Here is a 20,683-nt window from a genome sequence, read left to right on the forward strand (position 1 = left end):
CGGAAATATTTCCGGCCCGGTTTATATTAACCCTGCCAAGTGCAGCTGCCTTGATTCTTGACTCTTGATTCTTACTTCTCCTCCTATCCCAAATTCATTTCGCCCTGAAAAATCTTGCCGTATTTGCGTTTATCAAACTTGTAGAGTTTTGCGGCGCGGTATGATACGCCTTTTTGCTTTTCGTCCAGCTCTTTTAAAAAGCCGTAGCTGAGCATCTTTTTGCGAAAATTTCTTTTATCCAGCTTTTTATTAAGCACCGCCTCGTAAAGCGATTGCAGTTGGGTTAGTGTAAATTTTTCTGGCAGCAATTCAAACGCTATTGGCTGATAGTGCAACCTCCTGCGGATTTTGTTAAAGCCGGTATTGAAAATCTCGCTGTGATCAAAGGCCAGTTTTGGCAAATCATTAACCGGGTGCCAGATAGCTTTCTTTGCAAATTGGGTTACGGGGCGCAGTTCTTTTTGCCCGTTAATACGGATAAGCGCATAATAAGCCACCGTGATCACGCGTCCCTGCGGGTGCCTGTTCACCTCACCAAAAGTATGAAACTGCTGCATGTGCAAATCGCGCAGGCCGGTAAGTTCATATAAAATACGTTCTGCCGCGTCATCTATACTCTCATCCTGCTCAACTATATAGCCAGGTAGCGCAAACCAGTCTTTATATGGTTCTTCGTTTCGCTCTATCAATAAAATCTTAAGTTCGCCGGCTTCAAAACCAAAAATTACGCAGTCTATAGAGAATACGGAATCGAACTTAGGTAGCATTACTTCCAAAATAGTTGTTGAGATTTAAGTTAATGGTTTAAATATAGGTCCTTAATTTCTAATCTAAAAAAAAACAAATAAATTTAATGGTGTAATTTACACACTGTATCTTCGTAGCACAAATTTAGTGGTGTAAAAATGCATAAAATTTCAAAACTTGCTGTTTTAACTTCTGGTGGTGATGCCCCCGGAATGAACCCATGTATCCGTGCGGTTGTAAGAACAGCTATATATAACGGCCTTGAGGTTGTAGGTGTAAGACAAGGTTATAAAGGACTTATTGAGAACGACATGTACGACATGAACAAACGCTCAGTAAGTAATATATTGAATTTAGGAGGTACCATTTTAAAAACAGCCCGCTGTTTGCCCTTTAAAGAAGATGAAGGTATGGCCACGGCTTACAAGCATTTAAAAGAGCACGGCATTGATGCCCTGGTGGTAATTGGTGGCGATGGTACATTTACCGGTGCCCTGCGTTTTTCAAGAAAATATCCGGATATAGCCGTAATGGGCGTTCCCGGCACTATTGATAATGACCTTTGCGGCTCAACCTATACCCTTGGTTTTGATACCGCTACCAATACTGTTATACAAGCTATTGACAAAATACGCGACACTGCCGATGCGCACGACCGCCTGTTTTTTATTGAAGTGATGGGTCGCGACTCGGGCGCTATCGCCCTGCGTGCCGGAATTTCATGCGGTGCCGAAGCCATTTTACTGCCCGAAAAACAAACCGCTATAGAAGATCTTATTCAAAACCTAAAGGAAGGGCATATGAATAAAAAATCATCAAGCATTGTTATTGTGGCCGAAGGTGATAAAAACGGCGGCGTTTATGACGTAGCCAAAGCGGTGCAAAAAGAAGTTAAGAACTACGACATTAAAGTAACTATATTAGGCCACTTGCAAAGAGGCGGCAGCCCATCCAGTTTTGACCGTATTTTGGGCAGCCGTTTAGGTTTTGCAGCAGTTAACGCTTTGATAGCGGGAGAATCACAAAAAATGGTAGGTTTGCAAGCCAATAACATTGTGCTCACCACTTTAGAGGAAGCACTTAACCATCATGAGTTTAAACTGGAACCAGATCTTTTACTTATGGCAGATATATTATCGATATAATTAATGATTGCAGTAGTATATAGCGGATCGTATTTTGCACATTGGCGCCTGGCCGATAAAGGAAGAACTATTGCTTCCTTTAAAACCAATGGCATCAATCCCTATTTTAACGACGAAAAGCACATACTGCAGCTCCTCAACAAAAACATCAACCTTATACACCACGCAGAACAAATAAAACGCATCTATTTTTTTGGCGCTGGTGCCTCATCTAATGAACGCAAGCAGGTGATCCATAACGCCCTGTCAGCATTTTTCAAGTTTGGTAAGGTAACTGTTGAGCATGATATTACCGCTGCGGCCATCGCCTGTTGCAAAAACTCGCCGGGCATTGTGAGCATTTGCGGCAGCGGCTCAAACGCCGGCTGGTACGATGGTAAAAAAGTTGCGCCGAATAATTATGGCCTTGGTTATATACTGGCCGATGAAGGAAGCGGCAACTGGCTGGGCCGGCAGCTTATTAAAGGTTTCATGAACCAAACCCTGCCGCCAAACATCCGCAAAAAATTCATCCATAAATATGATGCCGATAGAAAAACGCTCTTAGAGAAGGTTTATCGTCAAAAACAACCGGCATTATTCCTTAGCTCGTTTACCGAATTTTACATCGAGAACAAATTGGACAACCATCTACAGGGTGTCATAAAAAAAGGATTTAGCACGCTAATTTCCACATATTTAGTACCTTTGAGTAAGCAACATCCAGAAGCCTCCATCCATTTTGTGGGCACGGTTGCTGCCAACTTTCAGGAACTTTTATATGAGAGCGCTGCCGAGGCTAACCTTCAAATTGCAAACATTATAAAAGAACCCATAAATAATTTATTAACCTACTATTCTAATAAAAATTAAAAAAATCATGAAAATAGGAATTAACGGTTTCGGCCGTATTGGCCGTCTGGCATTCAGGGCCGCAATTGAAAGATCCGATATTGAAGTTGTTGGTATTAATGACCTGGTTGAGCCAGATTACATGGCTTACATGTTGAAATATGATTCAACTCACGGAGCATTCAAAGGCACTATTGCTGTTGAAGGCGGACATTTGGTTGTAAACGGTAAAACCATCCGTGTTACTGCTGAAAAGGACCCTGCTAACCTTAAATGGGGTGAAGTAGGTGCCGAAGTGATCATCGAATCAACTGGCTTATTCTTAACTCAGGAATCTGCTCAAAAACATATTGATGCCGGTGCTAAAAAAGTAGTAATGAGCGCGCCAGCTAAAGATGATACCCCTACTTTTGTAATGGGTGTTAACCATAAAGAATTAAAAGCAGATCAAACTATCGTTTCAAACGCTTCATGTACTACCAACTGTTTAGCCCCTATCGCTAAGGTATTGGATGATAACTTTGGTATCGAAGAAGGTTTAATGACTACTGTACACGCTGTTACAGCTACTCAAAAAACCGTCGATAGCCCGTCTGCAAAAGACTGGAGAGGCGGCCGTGGCGCTTATCAAAACATCATTCCTTCATCAACAGGTGCTGCTAAAGCAGTTGGTTTAGTGTTACCTCAGTTAAAAGGTAAATTAACAGGTATGTCATTACGTGTTCCTGTTGCCGACGTATCTGTTGTTGATTTAACTGTACGTTTGAAAAAAGGTGCTTCATATGATGCCATCAAAGCAGCTATGAAAGCAGCTTCTGAAGGTGAATTAAAAGGCATTCTTGGCTACACTGAAGATGACGTAGTATCTGAAGACTTTAAAGGCGACGCACGCACATCAATTTTTGATGCAAAAGCTGGTATCGGCCTGAATGATCACTTTGTAAAAGTAGTATCATGGTACGATAACGAATGGGGTTATTCAAACAAATTGATCGACCTTGTTCAGGAATTAGGCAAAATCTAATCCCAGATCATCAATCTTAATTTATACCAAAAAGCCCTGGCATTAGCCGGGGCTTTTTGGTTGCACTATATTGCTTCTCCACTATGTCAATTGCGAGCGCAGCGCGGCTAATCGCGTACTGTGTAAAGCTGCTCTGTAAAGCTTGCGATTGCCTTGTTCTTCGCAATAAAGTTGTGATGATAGGCTATCCCAAAAACAAACAAGGCCACCCAAGGCGGCCTTGTTAACTTATTTTATTACCTCCCTTTTTATTGAAGGGCGGTAAAATACAGCAAATTAGTTTTTAGGGTAATGCAGCACTAATGATGTGCCTGCTGCCACGCTTAAGTCGCCGCCCTCAGCTTTTGCAGCATTATCGTCAATTTGATAATGATACACATCTTTGGCGCCATCGGGGGTGATGCTGATAAGCAAATGATCGCCGGTGGTGATGGTGGTGTTATAAGCAAAACTGGTACCGGTATTGGTTGCCGATGTTAATACTTTGGCATCCTCGGCAGCAGTTCCTTTTGCCTGAAGGCTTATCACGGTTTTGTAGCCGCTTGCATTTGTACTGAAGGTAACCTGGTGGCTGGTTACCGGTGTTACGTTGTTTTTTTTACTACAGCCTGCCATAGCCATAACCGCAAGTAAGGATAAAAATGGAAGTGTTTTTTTCATAGTTGATATGTTTGTAGATTAGATAGTGTTGCCCTGCAGGCCTATTCGGCCCGCAGAACGCGCGCAAAACTATATAATTTATTCTCTCAAAAAGAAAAAAAATTAATCTAAAATATTACTTACGCAATTTGTGATTGATATTTTCACCATTGGTTGATGATTTCGTTTTCCAAAAGGCCATAACAGCTGCTGTTATCCTGTAAAATTGTTACAGTTGTAATCGGGTTATTAGATGCGATATCCAGACCTCAGGCTTGTGCAGTGAAAACACCTGCCAGAGGCAAAAAAATAAATACCTGCTATCGCTGGCGCACGCGTGTCGCGTGTGTCAAAATCGTCATCCTAAATGTCTATGATAACAACACGGCACATGCGTATTGGGGAAGCCATTTCTTAATCCAAATAAAGCAAATCACCAACAGCCAATATGTTTTTGCCATAAATCCACTCAATTCTAAAATTCATAACTCGTAAATCATCATTATTTGAATTTTCCAAGTTTGGCTTTTTCCCATTTCCTATTCCTAAAATTTTCAACTTTGAACCCGTATCATTTCTTAGTATGGTTCCTTGACTAATCGTTGAATTACTATTGGGAAGTCTAAGTATGATTATTTCACCAGCCAATGTTTTAAAAATACCTATTACTTCAAATAATGTTTCCATTGATTATTTATTTTTTTTATTGACTTTCTATCACTGGCGCACGCGTGCCGCGTGTGTCAAAATCGCTATCCCAAATGCCCCCATCGCTGGTGCACGCGTGCAAATCCTCTGCTTCCTCCGCTACAAATAACCACCCTTGTGGTTAGCGTGCTAAGTATGCGCCGCCATTCCCGGAGATTGCTTCGCCTCGCAATAACGTGGCGGGGATGGGCAGTTATAATAACCAAACAAGGCCATCGCCACATAAGCCGTATTTTTAACGCTAATGGCGTCCCTCTGATATTACCAGTACGATAACCCAGGGCACAATCAGCTATTAAAGGTTCAAATATAGTATATAACTTAACAGGTAAACACCTTGTCCGCCCAACCTTACACCACACAACCGGGGACGAATATCGGGACTAAATATTTGCAAAAAAAACTATCTTTATCCATCTAAACTTTTTCAATGAGATATTTTTTTGTTCTCCTTTTGCTGCTAACAGCATGCTCAATTCAGGCGCAGGTAATTTATGGTACATGGGTAAAATGCAAAGCTACCTATAGTGATGGCGTGGAGTTGCCAGACGACCATGTTATGAAGTACACTTACTTTAAATATAAGTTTGAGCACCCCGATAAAGCACAGGCTACCGTTAGTTATTTTGAATTTAATGCGCCCATGTTGTTTGAAATAAATTATGGGATGTTGGTATTTAAATCGCCCGAGGGGGGAATGATAAACAGGTTTAAAATAGAAGCAATTAAGGATACACTTATTTTGGTGCAATACGGCCGCGACGGTGCCGATGATCCAAACTCTGTAAAACTTTATTTTATTCCGGAGCATGTATATCAAAACTCAATTGTGTTGAAGCCGGAAGATGTTTACGCGGTAAAAGGTGTAGATACCGTTTTTAAGCAAAGTGCTAAAATTTATGCCCAATTTAATGAAGATAGTTTTCAAAGATATATTTATGACGGCATCAGGGATAAAATTAGTATGGACGGCAGGGCTGGATATTTTAGTGCCGGGTTTATCGTATCTAAACAGGGCATAGCCGATAGTTTAAAAATTTATGAGGGTATTGATGAAGGCTTTAAAAAACAATTCGTTAAAGTTTTTAACAAAGCAAAAGGTAAATGGAAAGCCGCCACATTGAACGGAAAACCTGTTGCGGTATATACAACAATAAGCTTGGGTTACTCTACCTCAGAAACCATGTTGCCCGCATACTTATCAGCGCAAAAGGGTAATGAAGCTTATAACAATAAAGACTATGACCTGGCTATTTATTACTATGATAAAGCTTTGAAAAATGTGCCGACGGATAAAACTAATCTATATAAAAGAGGAATGTGTAAGTGGTATATGGGCAATGCCGCCGGAGCGTGTGAGGACTGGAATAAGATTAAGGCATTAGGAGCAGACGACACCACCAATGCCATGATTGCCAAATATTGTAAATAAATCGCATCCTTTAGCACGCCATGCCTCTCACCCTGTATAGCCCGGAAATTGCTTCGTTCCTCGCAATGACACATGGTTATGAGTGCATTAAATAAATATTAATTCCATCCTTGCTCCTTTGTCCAAAAAATCTAAAAGTCATGCCGAATTTATTTCGGCACCCCATATGCTAAGTATACTTCATGCAGGTTTACCTGTCCTGTGGGATGCCGAAACAAGTTCACTGTTGTCCGGTAAAAGATTTGAATAAAACTTTACCGGACAGCCGGTTGAGAAATGGCTGCGATATTTCCAGTAAAAACTTTTTTTTGAAGCTATAGCGCATTCAGAACAGGTTAAATGGCAAAAATATCGAAGATTGCGTGCTTTTTTTACCGGACAGCCGGTTCTTAAAAAAGAAATGAATTATTGAGTTTTTAGGGGGCTTGGTTTTGAAAATGCACAAAAAAAGGCCTTTTTTAGGCCTTAAGAGATGTTTTTATATATCAAAGGAGATTTTACCGGACAACAGTGAAACAAGTTCGGCATGACTTCTTTCTTATTAATCCCTCGTCCAAAAGTCCTTGCTCCTTTATCTTCTAGTCCTTAATCCAAAAATCCTTGCTCCAAAAACCTACCAGGGCGTTTCGCCGTTATCACTGATATATTTGCCTGTTGGGCCATCCTTATCAATCATAGCATATTCCACAATTGGTGCTGCGCCATCTTCTACCGGTTTTGGGCCCTGGTTACCGTTAAATTCGGTATTGGTGTAGCCGGGGTTAACCATGTTTACTTTCACTTGGTCTTTCAATTCAAAAGCCAGCGCAACGGTGTAGGCATTTAAAGCCGTTTTTGACGGACCATAAGCTGCAGATTTAAAGTGATAATACTCCCAGTCCGGATCGTTATGGTAAGTGAGCGAACCCAAATCTGAGGTTACATTTACTATCCTTGGGTTTTCGGCTTTTTTAAGCAGGTCGATAAAATTCCTTACGGTGCGTATCACGCCAAAGAAATTTACTTCAAAAACCTGTTTCATAGTATCGTCGCTTACGGTTGTTGCCGGCTGCGGGAAAGCGCCTGGGATGCCTGCATTATTGATCAGCACATCTAAATGATCAATTCGTTTGGCAAGGTTGGTATGCGCTTGCTGAACCGATTGTTCGTCTGCAACATCAATCAGCAACAATTCCACATCTGCAAATCCTTCTGCTTTTAGCTGCTCAACGGCTTTATCGCCATTAGTTTTATCGCGTGCTCCTAAAAATATATGGTAACCTGCCCTGGCCAGCTGGCGGGCGGTCTCGAAGCCAATGCCTTTATTGGCACCGGTTATTAAAACTGTTTGTTTATTCATAAAGCAAAGCTACGGCGGCGCCATTTTAATACCACTGCACATAGCAGGGCATTAACTGTACATTTCCCGGATTTGCTGCCTGTAGTTTATCGGCGTGGTATCTGTAAGGCGTTTAAAAAAGCGGTTAAAGTACGCGGCATCCTCAAAACCAAGTTCATCGGCAATTTGCTTAACCGACAGATCGGTATGCAACAGCCTGCGTTTGGCCTCCACAATGAGGCGCTCATGAATATGGGTAATGGCGGTTTTACCGCTTTGCTGTTTAATAACTTCGGTAAGGTGACCGGGTGTTATGTTGAGTTTTTCGGCGTAGGCTGTAACATCATGCTGGGTGGCATAATGCTCGCCAATAAGCGTTTGGAAGTTTTTGAGCAGGCAATAGTTTAGGGTAAAGCAGGTTTCACTAAACTGCTCGGCATACAACCTGCTGAGGTATATTACCAATACACGCAACCACGATGTAAGCATGTGGTTGCGCCAGCTGCCATCGGTATTAAATTCAGCCAGCATTTTGGTCATTACATCTTCAACAAATGCCATATCTTGCTGGCTGAGTAAAAGTTCATGCGCACCGGCAGGATTCTGGATAATGGGCAGCTGTTTTAGCATACGGTTCTCCTCCAGTTGCAAAAACTCCTCGGTAAAGCTGGCAAACAGGCCTTCCATGGGGCCCGAATGTTCTTTAAGGTGCACCTGCTGCGGTACTGTAAAGTAAAAAGTATCGGGCTTTATGGTGTAGGGCATAAAATCGACCCAATGGCGATTATTGCCTTTCTTTACCAGCACAAACAGGTAATAATCTTTACGGTGAGGGATTAAAAATGCCGGATCGAGTTTAAACTCGCCACAACCGGTTTCGGCCGCCCGCACTTCAATCATTGATGCCGACTCACCATCACTTTGCAGCAATGGATAGGTTCGCAAAACGGATTTATCAGGAGCTGTTAAAACTGGCATGCCACAAAATAACAAAATAAATAGGCAATGGAGATATAACACTAAAAACAAGACACACAGCCGACATACCCATCCGCAGAAAGCCCCTTTGATTAATTTACTCTGTTTTTAAACTTTTCACCGGGTTCATCAACGCGGCCTTTATGCTTAAAAATGAAACTGTGGCAAAGGCAATAACCATCACTACCAAAAACGGAATGCCAAACAGCAACGGATTAATATCAACCCGGAAGGCATACGTTTGTAACCATTTGGATATGGCATACCAGGCAAGCGGTGCCGATACTACAAATGATACTATAACCAGTAAGGCAAAATCTCTGTAAAGCAGGGTTAATATATTGTTTACCGTAGCTCCCAATACCTTGCGGATACCAATCTCCTTGGTGCGCTGCACTATGGTATAGGATACCAGGCCAAATAAGCCAAGGCAGGCCACAAAAATGGCGATGCCGGTAAATACACCAAACACCTGCCCAAAGCGCTGGTCGGCCTTGTATTGCTCGTTAAAATACTGATCTAAAAAGAAGTAATCGAACTGATCGCCGGGAAAAAAGGCAGACCATGTTTGCTTTAGCCCGGCAACAGTTTGGGTAATATTACTGGAATTTATTTTTACCGATACATACCCCCTTACATCCGGAATACATCTGAATATCAGCGCATCATAAGTATCCCTCAAAGATTGTTGGTGAAAGTTATCGGCCACGCCAACTATGGTGTAAACCTGTCCCCAAAAATCAATGCGTTTACCTATGGCTTCATCTGGCTTATTAAAACCCATTTGCTCGGTAGCCTTTTTATTGAGTACCACACTGTGCGGCTCATCACCATAATCTTTAGAGAACTTTCTGCCGGCCAGCAATTTAATATCATAGCCGTTAAGGTAATCATAATCAGTGCCGATGATGCGGTATTGCTTACCCTTGGTTTGGTCGGCCCCTACCAGTTTAATACCGCCCGCGTTCCAAAATACGGGTTCGCCGGGTATAGATGTAGAGACGGTTATATTTTTAACCGTTGATTGTACCAGGCCCTCCTGCTTAAAGGCGCTCATGCTGCGGTAAAAGGAATCTACTTTAACCAATGGCGCTTTAATTACCAATGTCTGGTCAATCTTTAAGCCCAGCTTCTGGCTCTGCATAAATTGCAGTTGTTTGAAAACGGTGAGCGAGCCGATCAACAAAAATATAGATGCGGCAAACTGGAATACTACCATGCTTTTACGCAAAATAATACCTTTGGGAGATGCCGATATTTTCCCCTTCATCACCTCTACCGGCCTGAAACCAGATAACACAATAGCAGGATAGAAGCCGGAGAAGAACGAACCTAATAAGAATATGCTCAAAACCGCCACCCAAAAAGCAGGCTCGTTAAACAAAACAAAACCCATTTGCAAGCCCGATATATTGGCAAAAACCGGAAGGCAGATAACAATAAGCAAAATGGCGGCAACTATAGCCAGCCCATTGAGCAGCATAGCCTCCAGCATAAATTGCATCACCAATTGCGCCTTCGCCGAACCTAAAGTTTTACGCACACCCACCTCTTTGGCCCTGCCAATGCCGCGGGCCGTTGCCAGGTTGATATAATTGATCCAGGCGATAACGATGACAAATATGGCTATGCCCAATAGTAAATAAACAGATTTGCCATCACCATTGGGTTGAAACTCCAGCATCCGGTTGGAGTACAGGTGAATGCTTTGTACAGGTTGTAAAGTATATACTCCTCCTTCGCCTGCGCTTTTGTACTTGTCATATATTTTTTTTACCACCGGCACAAACTTAGCTTCCAATATTTTCGGGTCGACACCTTGCTTAAGCAAGAGGTAGGTTGTGCAGCCATCATTGAGCCAGGCATCATCCAGGTTAAAATCTTTATTAGGTGGATTCTCCTTTAAAAGGGTACTATATGATTGCAAAAAGTCGAATTTAAAGTGGGTATTAGCCGGTATTTTTTTCATAACACCGGTAATTTTCATGGGTTTATCGGTATTAAGATACAGTGTTTGCCCAACAGGATCTGTGTTATGAAAAAGCTTGTGGGCCATTTCTTCTGATATTACCGCGGTGTTTGGTTCCTTTAATGCAGTTTTGGGGTCGCCGCTAATTAACGGGAACGAAAAGATATTAAAGAAGGATGCGCCCGCATAGTAATCGTTTTTGATCACCATCTTCTGATCTTTATAATTGGCCAGGGCCTGCCCCGCACCTACTATTTTTACAAAATCTTCTATCTCGGGTAAAGCGTTTTTGAATGCGCTGCCCGGTGCAAAGGCTCCGCCCGCCCATTGGGTGCTTAGTTTACCATTGTTATACCTGTCCTGGTTTATGCGGTATACACGATCTTTTTTAACGTGGAAATTATCAAAACTCAATTCATAACTTACATACTGCAAAATAAGCAGGCATGCAGCCATACCAATAGCCAGGCCAACAATGTTGATGAACGAGAAGGCTTTGTTTTTAGATAAGTTTCTAAAAGCAACCAACAGGTAATTTTTAAGCATAACAATTGTGTTTATGCCTGAAAGACAACCAACTACATGCCTTAAATTTAATTAACTGACATTCAATATATTATATCGACTTTGAATTTACTCTACTGTACGGATACGTTACAATTCATGTGCGTTAACGGGCAGGCGAACGCCGCTAACCGGCTGGATATTAATAGCTACTTTCTTTTAAACTTGCGTGTACCCACAACCGCGAATACACAAGTAATTACTATCCCCAAAACAAAAAACATGAGCACGAGATCCATTTTTGCGGGGAAATAAGCCATTAAAATACCGGTAGAAAGGGCTATCGCGGCGTTGATGAGCATCAGCCCGCCTACCCAATTGCACAGGCCATTAACATCGGTAACGAGGTCTTCATTAAAACCAGATATGAGGTTGGCCTTCTTTTTATACTTTATCTGGTAGCCCAATAAAAGCATCACCATCGCAATAACGCCAAATACGATCAGGTTAAACATTTATTTGGATTGAGGATTTGAATTTTGATCTTGTTCGAGGTTAAGCATTGCCTTGATATTTGTGAATGGGGTTAACAACCCTTTCTCCGCTTGCTTTAAAGAATCCTTTACACCTTTAATTACATAGTCAGGATAAATTTCGGGCTGCTTATCCCCGTTATAATTATTCAATTCGTTCATAAAACAAATTTAGCTTTTATTCAAAATCCAAAAAATCACATTAACTCCCCATCCTTATGCTCATGGTAGGTTTTATAAGCCAGGTAGTAAAGCAACAATGCAGGTATAGCATTTAGCAATATTCCTTCGGCACTCATATATGGGTATGTCATAATAACCTGTATAATAAGTATCAGCAAAGCAATAGTTCCACCTATTAAAAACAGGTTGCGGAATTTGGGATTCATAGGCTGGTAAATCTATAATTAACTATTTAACCATCCCTTAAACGTAAAAGTTTATGAAATGGTTAAATAGTTTTATTTATGTTTTAAGTATTACCGCTTCAATTCATATTTAGCAGGCGCTTCCGGCGCTCTTTTAAATATGGTAGCACCCAATGGAGGTATAGTAATACGGATAGAATTCTCTTTGCCATGCCATTTTTCGGGATCAGCTTTTACAGGATCGTAATTAATAAGACCGCTGCCCCAAAGATTTTGAGCATCAGAGTTAAAGATCTCTTTCCAGTTACCACCGCCGGGCACACCTATGCGATAATTGTAACGCGGTACAGGTGTCATGTTCAGGATGATAACCAGGTCATCCTTGCTGTTGTGACCCATACGACCGTAAACAAGTATGGAATCATTGGCATTGCCGCCATCTATCCATTCAAAACCTGTAAAATCAAAGCTCTTTTCATGAAGCGCAGGCTCATCGCGGTATAAGTGGTTAAGCGTTTTTACCGTTTCTGACATGCCCTGGTGATTGGCATACTGCAGCACATGCCATTGTAACGACTGGCTGTAGTTCCACTCATCGCCCTGGCCAAACTCGGCCCCCATAAACAATAGTTTTGTACCGGGATGGGTAAACATATAACTATACATCAACCGCAGGTTGGCAAACTGCTGCCACTCATCGCCCGGCATTTTACGTAGCATGCTCCCCTTGCCATATACCACCTCATCATGAGAGAAAGGCAGCATAAAGTTTTCTGTAAAGGCGTATATGGTACTAAACGTGATCTCGTTATGGTGATATTTACGATGGATTGGATCCTGTGCAAAATAATCAATGGTATCGTGCATCCAGCCCATCATCCATTTCATTCCAAAGCCCAAACCGCCCAAATAAACCGGGCGACTAACGCCTGTGAACGATGTAGATTCTTCGGCAATGGTTTGGGTTGATGGGAAATGACTGTAAACAGCTTCATTAAATTCTTTTAGGAATGATATGGCTTCCAGGTTTTCATTGCCGCCATAAATATTGGCTTCCCATTCGCCGTGTTTACGTGAGTAATCCAGATAAAGCATAGATGCAACCGCGTCTACACGTAAACCATCGGCATGGTATCTATCCAGCCAAAACAGCGCATTACTGATCAGGAATGCCCTAACCTCGTTACGCCCGTAGTTAAATATGTATGATTTCCAATCGGGGTGAAAGCCTTTACGGGCATCAGCATGCTCATACAGGTGTGTACCATCAAATTTATAAAGCGCATGAATATCACCGGGGAAGTGCGAAGGCACCCAATCCAGTATCACACCAATTTCCGCCTTATGAAATTCTTCAATCAGGTACATGAGTTCCTGCGGCGAGCCGTAGCGCGAAGCTGCTGCAAAATAGCCCGAGATCTGGTATCCCCAGCTTGGATAGTACGGGTGCTCCATAATCGGCATAAACTCTACATGCGTAAAGCCCATTTCCTTAACGTAAGGCACCAGTTTATGTGCAAGCTGTGTGTAAGTTAAAAACTCATCCGGACTTTCGATATTACGGGCCCATGAGCCTAAATGCACCTCGTAAACGCTATATGGTTTATCTATTGCGTTATGTTGATGGCGATTGGTCATCCAGTCGCTGTCTGTCCATTCGTAAAAAGTATCGGCAACTATAGATGCGGTACTTGGCGGTACTTCCCAGCGCAGTGCAAAGGGATCGGCCTTTTCCAGGTCTTCGCCTGTTGATGATTTGATATAATATTTATAGGTTTCGCCAACGCCAATGTTCGGGATAAAACCTTCCCATATACCCGATGCATCCCAACGGGCATTTAAACTATGCGAACCCCTGTTCCAGCCATTAAAATTAGCTATAACCGCCACATACTGCGCATTTGGCGCCCAAACTGCAAAATAGGTTCCTACAACCCCATTAAACTCCACCACGTGCGAACCAAGCTTCTCGTACAGTTTAAAATGCTTACCCGATTTAAATAAACCAATATCAAAATCGGTAAACCTGCTATATGGTTCCACCGCCTTTAATATTACAGGCGGAGCGGCCTGTTCGGCTTCTGCAACTTTTGCTTTTACAGATTTGGGTTTGGGCACAACAACTTCTTCTGCAGGAGCAGCTTTCGCTTTACCCGCTTTCTTGGCTTTAGCAGCCAAAGCTTCGGGCTCAACCTTAACGGCTTTTGCCTTTGTAACCTTTTCGGGCGCGGGTACAGGTGTTGCTGTAGCTTTTGCCTTTGGTGTTTTCTTCTCTTTTACTGGCTTTGCTTCCGGTAACGGGGTTTCGGTTTTCTTAGTTTGTTTGGCCATGATATAGATAACCTGTTGGGGCTTGTAAGAATAACCCAAATAACAGGATTGAGTTTTGGTTTATGTAATCAAATATAACAGGATTTATACACGATTAAAGGATTATGCAAGATTTAAGAATTTATTTAAAAATCCCGACTTTCCTTTTAAGCTCAATAAAAAAGGCCCCATTTTATTGAGGCCTTTAAATTATTTTATTATTTCTATGTGTTTAAAGTTTTTACTGAACTTGAACTCTACCGTTCCATCGCTGTTGATATAAAAATCTTTTACCAATTTACCGTCGGCTACAATTCTGCCAGGTTTAAACGGCAAGCCGATGATGTTAAGATGATAACCTTCATATCGTGGCGTATATAACCCCTCCATACTTTGGCTAATAGTAAGTGTTCTTGAGCCACCATTTACTACAAATTTTTTCTCCAGGTAAATATCCTGCTCGTAGGCAAAAGTTTCGCCGTAATCTTCAAACAGGAAGGAGTTAACTTCGTAATCAGTGTAATAGATATTCAGTTTTACTTCTTCAATTTCCTTTTCGCCAATGTATTGCATTACCGGGTATTCTGGTATTACCGAGCCGGCTTTAACAAATAATGGTATAGTCTCCAACGGGGTATCAACCGTTACTTCCTTACCGCCATCCAGTACTTCAAACGTCCAAAAGTTAAACCATTTGCCTTTTGGCAGGTAAACGTTCCGTTTTAACTGACCTGGCTCCATCACTGGGCAAACCAGTATTTTATCCCCATAAGTAAATTCATCCTGGCGAAAATGATTCAACAGCAAATCCTGCTCATGCATCACAATCGGTCTTAAAATAGGGAAACCGTAACGGTGGTGCTCCCAAAAAGTAGAGTATAAATAAGGAATTAAGCGGTAACGCAGCTCAATAAATTTACGGTTGATGGCTGTAAAAGGCTCGCCAAAGCTCCATGGTTCACGCTCTTTGGTGTCACCGGCAGAGTGCGCGCGCATGAACGGCGAAAAAGTTCCCATTTGTATCCAGCGGGTAAACAGCTCACCATCGGGCTCGCCGCTAAAACCTCCTATATCGGTACCGCAAAAAGAGATACCTGATACTGATAAGCGCTGACACTGAATATTGCCTAATTTTAAATGCTCCCATGAGGCCACGTTATCACCCGTCCAAACGGATGAAAAACGCTGTACGCCAGAGTAGCCTGCCCTTGTAATGGTAAAAGGGCGTTTATTTTTCATGATCTTGCGCAAACCTTCGTAGGTTGAGCGTACCATTTGCATACCATAAACATTGTGTGCCTTCCGGTGCGATCCGCGATGCCCATCATATTGGTGGCGTACATCATCGGGGAAGGTTCCAGCTCCAAAAACGGCTGGCTCGTTCATATCGTTCCAAACACCGGCCACGCCCATTTGCACCAGCTCATCAAACAAACCGCCCCACCATTCACGAACTTCGGGGTTGGTAAAATCCGGAAACTGGCAACGGCCCGGCCAAACGTGGCCCTCCATAAAGTAGTCGTCGCTGCGGCGGCAAAAATATCTATTCTCTTTTCCTTGTTTAAATACCTCGTAATTATCATCCACACGAATACCGGGGTCAATAATTACAACGGTTTTAAATCCATCAGCAGCCAATTCGCTGATCATCTTCTTTGGATCAGGGAAGTATTTGCGGTTCCAGGTAAAGCAACGGTAGCCATCCATGTAATCGATATCCAGGTAGATACCATCGCAGGGGATCTTATTTTCGCGGAAACCCCTGGTTATCTTCTTCACCTTTGCCTCAGGATAATAGCTCCAGCGGCATTGGTGATAGCCAAGCGCCCAAAGCGGTGGCATTGGGTGAGTACCTGTTAAAATATGGTAGCTTTTTACCACATCCATCATATGCGGACCATGGATATAATAGTATTGCAGTTCGCCGCCATCGGCCCAAAAACTGGTTTTGGTTTTATCCTCGGCACCAAAATCAAACTGCGCCTTAAAAGTATTATCAAAAAATATCCCGTGCGCTATGCCTTCATTTACACTGATGTAAAAAGGAATGCTCCGGTACAGCGGATCCTGGTTCCAGGCAAAAGAGTAGGCATCAGTATTCCAGTTTTTTAGCCTTTTACCGCGCAGGTTAAGCTCGGTTGGCTTATCGCCCAAGCCAAAAAAGCTTTCGTCGGGCCCGCAGGTTTTGGTACAAAAAACGTAGTAACCACCAAATTGCACATTCTCTTCCCAGTGCATAGGCACTGCATCTGCACTGGTAATGTGGTTATTGCAATCAGAAAAAGAGATAAAGAAATCTTTTTTGCGGATATGACAGTTTATCGATTTAGTGGCAACGCGAAATTCACTGGCATCCTCATATAGGGTAAATGCTGCCGCTTTATGTTCCAGTTTGGGAACCGCGTATGAAAATTCTTCCAAAAATACACTGTGCGGGGCAAGCCTCACCCGGATGATCTCATCGGTCACTACAACTACTTCAACCTTGGCATCACCATCAGAAAAGAAAAATTTATTTCCTATTTGATCTGCATGGTTGGGTATACCCAGGTATTTCTTAATGATAGGTTTTATGCCATCTGCAGGATTATTAAGGTGGTGAAACTCCTCTTCCACTTCCAATAAATTCTCAGCTTCAACTATCTTACTTGTTATCTCCTCCGGATTCGGCTTATTACTTTCCATTCAAATTATTAAAAAAGGGGTTTCTGCAAATATGTATAATGTGTACTTACTACGCAATATACAACATTTGATTTGAGGAAAAATCATTAACCGTGCCAGTTTGTAACGTTTTTTTTAATTAGTGGCCTCTATTATTTGAATTTTTTTACCATCCTGTACAAAAAACACCATTATCGCTGCGATAAACATAAATACGCCGCCCATTACCAAACCGTAAATTGCCTCGCTATTAAACAGATTTTTGATAATCAAACTACTTGTAAGACTGCTCACTATCTGCGGAAAGGTTATAAAGAAATTAAATAACCCCATATAAACCCCGATCTTTTTTGGTGGTATCGAGCTGGATAATATAGCGTAAGGCATTGCCAAAATACTGCCCCAGGCCAAACCTATGCCAACCATTGGCAATAGTAACAGGTAATGATCCTGGATAAAAAACACAGATATTAAACCTACGCCTCCCATGGTTAATGAAAAAGCATGCGTTTTTTTACGGTTGAGTTTTTTAACTATCCATGGCAACGACAGGGCATAAAGAGCCGAAACTCCATTGTATACCCCAAACATGATCCCTACCCAACTGCTGGCTTTATTAAATGCCACTGAAGCAGTATCATTGGATGGTAAATGATACACATGTGTAGCAATGGCAGGGGTTGTCCACACCCACATGGAAAACAGTGCAAACCAGGAAAAAAATTGCACTAAACCCAACTGCTTCATGGTTTTAGGCATGTTCCATAAATCGTGCAAAAACTCCCTGATACCGCTTCTTTTAACTACTTCAACATCGGGTTCATGAAATTTGGCATACTCCTCTGGTGGGTATTCCTTTGTTTTTACTACCGTCCATACAATACAGCCAATTAATATTAAACCGCCTGCATAAAAGGAGTATAATAAGTTGTTAGGAACAATGCCTTTTGGCGCTACAGATGTTACATGAAACCAATTGGTTAATACAGATGGCAGTACCGACCCCATAATGGCACCCACACCTATGAGGCAAGTTTGCATTGAAAACCCTGCGGTATGTTGGCTATCAGGCAAATTATCGGCCACCAAAGCTCTGAAGGGCTCCATAGCCACATTAAATGATGCATCCATTAACATAAGCATACCCGCACCAACAATAATTGGCGGTATCAGGAATGCCAAACCGGATGAATTAGGTAAAAAGCATAGAGCCAGGCCGGATAACAGCGCGCCGGTTAAAAAATAAGGTCTGCGCCTGCCCAGTCGGTTCCAGGTCCTGTCACTGTAATGACCAATTATAGGCTGGATGATCATCCCTGTTAACGGAGCTGCCAGCCAAAACAAGGATAAATTACCCACATCGGCACCAAAGGTTTGCAGTATACGGCTTGCATAACCGGTTTGCAAAGCAAAGCCAAACTGGATGCCTAAAAAGCCAAAACTCATGTTCCAGATTTGCCAGAAACTTAATCTTGGCTTTTGTAATATTTTATTCATTGGTTCAATTGGTTTATTGGTTCTTCGGTCCGAATCAGAATTTTCAGAATTAAAGAATTTCAGAATTATTTTTCGTGTTCATTACTTGTCATATACCCTTATTTGGGCGCATACGACTAAGCAATAACAATAATTAGTTTAATATTTTCATTAATTTCTAAAGCCGGTCTATTCAAAATTCTCCCTATTCTAATATTCTGTAAATTCTGATTCTGACAATTAAAACTCCAGCATCAAGCCGCTGCTTGCACTTACGGTTACCTCAACGCCGTTTTTAATATCACCGGTGCTGAATTTGCCGCCGCTCAGCAGATCGGTAAATTGCTTTTTGCCGTTTATGTTTAATTTATATAACAGGTCATCCGGGAGTTTTACATTGATTTTGCGCGCTTCCCGGTTAAAATTGGTTATCACTAATATACGCTGATTATTGGTATACCGAAGATAAATGTACATCCTGGTATCAAAACCCGGTTGATGCTCATTAGCCATCATCAACTCATAAAATTCGCCGTTTTTAAGGGCTTCATTGTTGTGTACAGCGTTTAACAGGATTTGGTAAAAACCCCGAAGGTTCTTTTGGGCGGTTGATAGTTTGCCGCCATCATAAGCGCCGTTGTTGATCCATTTCTGATGCTCGGGTACTCCCCAGTAATCAAAAATAGATGAGCGGCCATCATTACCGCTAAAGCCTTCGTTACCTGCGCCCGGTTCGCCCACTTCCTGGCCAAAATAAATCATCACCGGCCCGGTGTTCAGCGTAGCAGTTACAATCATGCCCGGTACGGCCAGCCATGGGTTACCTGCAAAATCGGGCGAGGCAATGCGCTGCTCGTCATGATTTTCCATAAAGCGAAGCATGTGCTCATCAATACCCTTACTATCATGATTCCAAACACTGTTTATACCCCAGGTGGTGGTGTTATGCTCGTTGCGGGTAAGGTTGCGGATGGTATCATACAAACCAACTTTATCGTACAGGTAATCAAAATGCCCTTTAAAAATATAATCGCTGTATTTTCCCTTATCATAAGCTTCGCCGATGAAAACAATGCCCGGATGCTCTGCTTTCATTTTAGGGATCACCCACGCCCAAAACTCGAGAGGTACCATCTCCACCATATCACAGCGAAAGCCATCCACACCTTTTTGGCTCCAATAGTGCAAAATATCATAAACCTTATTCCAAAGCGGAGGCACCGGATCAAAATGCCCGTGGCGGTGATCGATGTAGTCGACCCCATAATTCAACTTCATGGTCTCGAACCAATCGTTGATGGATGGCGATGCGCTGAACACGTCGTTACCTGTCGCCCTGGCTGGATTCTCATCAAATTTGCCGTCTTTTAGGGGGCTTTTAAATTCATCACCACCGGGATTGTATCCCGAAGGAACAACAAATGGCTGCCCCGGCATATAGTAGAAATCGTTTTTGGCACTAAAAGCCTGCGTATTATCATCATCCTGCCCAAAATCACGAACACCGGCCGGCTTTACATCAGATGCATAGGTACGGGCAACATGGTTTGGCACCAGGTCCATCAGTACTTTTAAGCCATTGCTGTGGGTTCGTTTAATCAGTGCTTCGTACTCACCTATGCGGTTTTTAACATCAACAGCCAGGTCGGGATCAATATCATAATAATCCTTAATAGCATAAGGCGAACCCGCGCGTCCTTTTACAATATCCGGGTCATCTGCTTTGATTCCAAAGGCCGAATAATCTGTCATGGTTGCATGCTCAATAACGCCGGTATACCAAACGTATGTAAATCCCATTTTTTTGATTTCCTGCAGGGCCTTATCGTTGATATCGTTCAGTTTACCAACGCCGTTCTCTTCAATGGAGCCATTGGTTTTGTTGAGGGTTTTAGTGTTGCCAAAAAGACGTGGCAGTAACTGGTATATAATAAGTTTATGATCTGCTTTAGATTCTTCCATTTTTTTTAATCTCCGGTGATGTTTTATCTGTGCAAACGAAATTAGCGGTATCATGATTATAAATACCGCTATAAA

Annotated in this window: 17 protein-coding genes; 4 read left to right on the plus strand and 13 right to left on the minus strand. The window is 42.2% G+C overall.

Features of this window, described 5'->3' with window-relative positions; all coding sequences use genetic code 11:
• Positions 1 to 83: 83 nt before the first annotated feature.
• Positions 84 to 776 carry an NUDIX hydrolase gene (locus AC1DYB_RS16055; RefSeq protein WP_477396694.1) on the minus strand — a complete coding sequence of 231 codons (693 nt, stop codon included), beginning with the start codon at positions 774 to 776 and terminating at the stop codon, positions 84 to 86.
• 129 nt (positions 777 to 905) lie between these two features.
• On the opposite strand from AC1DYB_RS16055, the gene pfkA reads away from it, so the two are divergent.
• Genes pfkA through gap form a run of 3 tightly spaced genes read left to right on the plus strand, consistent with a single transcriptional unit; the run spans position 906 to position 3,747 of the window.
• Positions 906 to 1,892 (plus strand): 6-phosphofructokinase, encoded by a 987-nt coding sequence (gene pfkA, locus AC1DYB_RS16060; RefSeq protein WP_295714008.1) that lies wholly within the window; start codon positions 906 to 908, stop codon positions 1,890 to 1,892.
• 3 nt (positions 1,893 to 1,895) lie between these two features.
• Positions 1,896 to 2,744: a hypothetical protein gene (locus tag AC1DYB_RS16065; protein WP_295714010.1), complete on the plus strand. Its 849-nt coding sequence runs from the start codon at positions 1,896 to 1,898 to the stop codon at positions 2,742 to 2,744.
• Positions 2,745 to 2,751: 7 nt separating this feature from the next.
• A complete protein-coding gene (gene gap, locus AC1DYB_RS16070) occupies positions 2,752 to 3,747 on the plus strand; it encodes a type I glyceraldehyde-3-phosphate dehydrogenase (protein WP_295714012.1) in 996 nt (331 codons plus the stop codon).
• A 276-nt stretch (positions 3,748 to 4,023) separates the two neighbouring features.
• On the opposite strand, the gene AC1DYB_RS16075 is transcribed toward gap, so the two are convergent.
• Together AC1DYB_RS16075 and AC1DYB_RS16080 are read right to left on the minus strand one after the other, a co-directional pair.
• Positions 4,024 to 4,407: a hypothetical protein gene (locus AC1DYB_RS16075; protein ID WP_477436402.1), complete on the minus strand. Its 384-nt coding sequence runs from the start codon at positions 4,405 to 4,407 to the stop codon at positions 4,024 to 4,026.
• Between the two features lie 393 nt (positions 4,408 to 4,800).
• Entirely contained in the window at positions 4,801 to 5,073 is a 273-nt protein-coding gene (locus AC1DYB_RS16080) for a hypothetical protein (protein ID WP_477436404.1), read from the minus strand.
• A gap of 451 nt (positions 5,074 to 5,524) precedes the next feature.
• Here AC1DYB_RS16080 and AC1DYB_RS16085 point away from each other — a divergent pair, with 451 nt between their 5' ends.
• Positions 5,525 to 6,526, plus strand: a complete 1,002-nt coding sequence (locus AC1DYB_RS16085; protein ID WP_477436406.1) for a hypothetical protein — start codon at positions 5,525 to 5,527, stop codon at positions 6,524 to 6,526.
• A 613-nt stretch (positions 6,527 to 7,139) separates the two neighbouring features.
• On the opposite strand, the gene AC1DYB_RS16090 is transcribed toward AC1DYB_RS16085, so the two are convergent.
• From AC1DYB_RS16090 to AC1DYB_RS16135, 10 genes are all read right to left on the minus strand, one after another.
• On the minus strand, positions 7,140 to 7,865 hold the full coding sequence (locus tag AC1DYB_RS16090) for an SDR family oxidoreductase (protein ID WP_295714016.1): 726 nt from the start codon (positions 7,863 to 7,865) through the stop codon (positions 7,140 to 7,142).
• A 51-nt stretch (positions 7,866 to 7,916) separates the two neighbouring features.
• Positions 7,917 to 8,822 carry a helix-turn-helix domain-containing protein gene (locus AC1DYB_RS16095; protein WP_477436408.1) on the minus strand — a complete coding sequence of 302 codons (906 nt, stop codon included), beginning with the start codon at positions 8,820 to 8,822 and terminating at the stop codon, positions 7,917 to 7,919.
• A gap of 97 nt (positions 8,823 to 8,919) precedes the next feature.
• Entirely contained in the window at positions 8,920 to 11,337 is a 2,418-nt protein-coding gene (locus AC1DYB_RS16100; RefSeq protein WP_477436410.1) for an ABC transporter permease, read from the minus strand.
• A gap of 167 nt (positions 11,338 to 11,504) precedes the next feature.
• On the minus strand, positions 11,505 to 11,810 hold the full coding sequence (locus tag AC1DYB_RS16105; RefSeq protein ID WP_477436412.1) for a DUF3784 domain-containing protein: 306 nt from the start codon (positions 11,808 to 11,810) through the stop codon (positions 11,505 to 11,507).
• Complete coding sequence (locus tag AC1DYB_RS16110; RefSeq protein ID WP_477436414.1) at positions 11,811 to 11,990, minus strand: hypothetical protein; 180 nt, start codon at positions 11,988 to 11,990, stop codon at positions 11,811 to 11,813.
• Positions 11,991 to 12,025: 35 nt separating this feature from the next.
• The gene (locus AC1DYB_RS16115; protein ID WP_295714026.1) at positions 12,026 to 12,217 is read right to left on the minus strand and encodes a hypothetical protein; all 192 of its coding nucleotides are present in this window, start codon (positions 12,215 to 12,217) and stop codon (positions 12,026 to 12,028) included.
• A 90-nt stretch (positions 12,218 to 12,307) separates the two neighbouring features.
• Positions 12,308 to 14,527, minus strand: a complete 2,220-nt coding sequence (glgB, locus tag AC1DYB_RS16120) for a 1,4-alpha-glucan branching protein GlgB (RefSeq protein ID WP_477436416.1) — start codon at positions 14,525 to 14,527, stop codon at positions 12,308 to 12,310.
• Between the two features lie 189 nt (positions 14,528 to 14,716).
• The gene (locus AC1DYB_RS16125) at positions 14,717 to 17,191 is read right to left on the minus strand and encodes a glycoside hydrolase family 31 protein (protein WP_295714031.1); all 2,475 of its coding nucleotides are present in this window, start codon (positions 17,189 to 17,191) and stop codon (positions 14,717 to 14,719) included.
• A 114-nt stretch (positions 17,192 to 17,305) separates the two neighbouring features.
• Positions 17,306 to 18,736: an MFS transporter gene (locus tag AC1DYB_RS16130; RefSeq protein ID WP_477436630.1), complete on the minus strand. Its 1,431-nt coding sequence runs from the start codon at positions 18,734 to 18,736 to the stop codon at positions 17,306 to 17,308.
• A 150-nt stretch (positions 18,737 to 18,886) separates the two neighbouring features.
• Complete coding sequence (locus AC1DYB_RS16135) at positions 18,887 to 20,608, minus strand: alpha-amylase family glycosyl hydrolase (protein ID WP_477436418.1); 1,722 nt, start codon at positions 20,606 to 20,608, stop codon at positions 18,887 to 18,889.
• Positions 20,609 to 20,683 lie beyond the last annotated feature (75 nt).

It is taken from the genome of Mucilaginibacter sp. P2_A4 (assembly GCF_056405015.1).

Excerpts from the sequence above, each read along its gene's own strand:
- AC1DYB_RS16135 (WP_477436418.1), bottom strand. The coding sequence starts at position 20,608 with ATGGAAGAATCTAAAGCAGATCATAAACTTATTATATACCAGTTACTG.
- AC1DYB_RS16125 (WP_295714031.1), bottom strand. The coding sequence starts at position 17,191 with ATGGAAAGTAATAAGCCGAATCCGGAGGAGATAACAAGTAAGATAGTT.
- AC1DYB_RS16095 (WP_477436408.1), bottom strand. The coding sequence starts at position 8,822 with ATGCCAGTTTTAACAGCTCCTGATAAATCCGTTTTGCGAACCTATCCA.
- pfkA (WP_295714008.1), top strand. The coding sequence starts at position 906 with ATGCATAAAATTTCAAAACTTGCTGTTTTAACTTCTGGTGGTGATGCC.
- AC1DYB_RS16105 (WP_477436412.1), bottom strand. The coding sequence starts at position 11,810 with ATGTTTAACCTGATCGTATTTGGCGTTATTGCGATGGTGATGCTTTTA.
- gap (WP_295714012.1), top strand. The coding sequence starts at position 2,752 with ATGAAAATAGGAATTAACGGTTTCGGCCGTATTGGCCGTCTGGCATTC.
- AC1DYB_RS16100 (WP_477436410.1), bottom strand. The coding sequence starts at position 11,337 with ATGCTTAAAAATTACCTGTTGGTTGCTTTTAGAAACTTATCTAAAAAC.
- AC1DYB_RS16115 (WP_295714026.1), bottom strand. The coding sequence starts at position 12,217 with ATGAATCCCAAATTCCGCAACCTGTTTTTAATAGGTGGAACTATTGCT.
- AC1DYB_RS16075 (WP_477436402.1), bottom strand. The coding sequence starts at position 4,407 with ATGAAAAAAACACTTCCATTTTTATCCTTACTTGCGGTTATGGCTATG.
- AC1DYB_RS16110 (WP_477436414.1), bottom strand. The coding sequence starts at position 11,990 with ATGAACGAATTGAATAATTATAACGGGGATAAGCAGCCCGAAATTTAT.
- glgB (WP_477436416.1), bottom strand. The coding sequence starts at position 14,527 with ATGGCCAAACAAACTAAGAAAACCGAAACCCCGTTACCGGAAGCAAAG.
- AC1DYB_RS16085 (WP_477436406.1), top strand. The coding sequence starts at position 5,525 with ATGAGATATTTTTTTGTTCTCCTTTTGCTGCTAACAGCATGCTCAATT.
- AC1DYB_RS16080 (WP_477436404.1), bottom strand. The coding sequence starts at position 5,073 with ATGGAAACATTATTTGAAGTAATAGGTATTTTTAAAACATTGGCTGGT.
- AC1DYB_RS16065 (WP_295714010.1), top strand. The coding sequence starts at position 1,896 with ATGATTGCAGTAGTATATAGCGGATCGTATTTTGCACATTGGCGCCTG.
- AC1DYB_RS16090 (WP_295714016.1), bottom strand. The coding sequence starts at position 7,865 with ATGAATAAACAAACAGTTTTAATAACCGGTGCCAATAAAGGCATTGGC.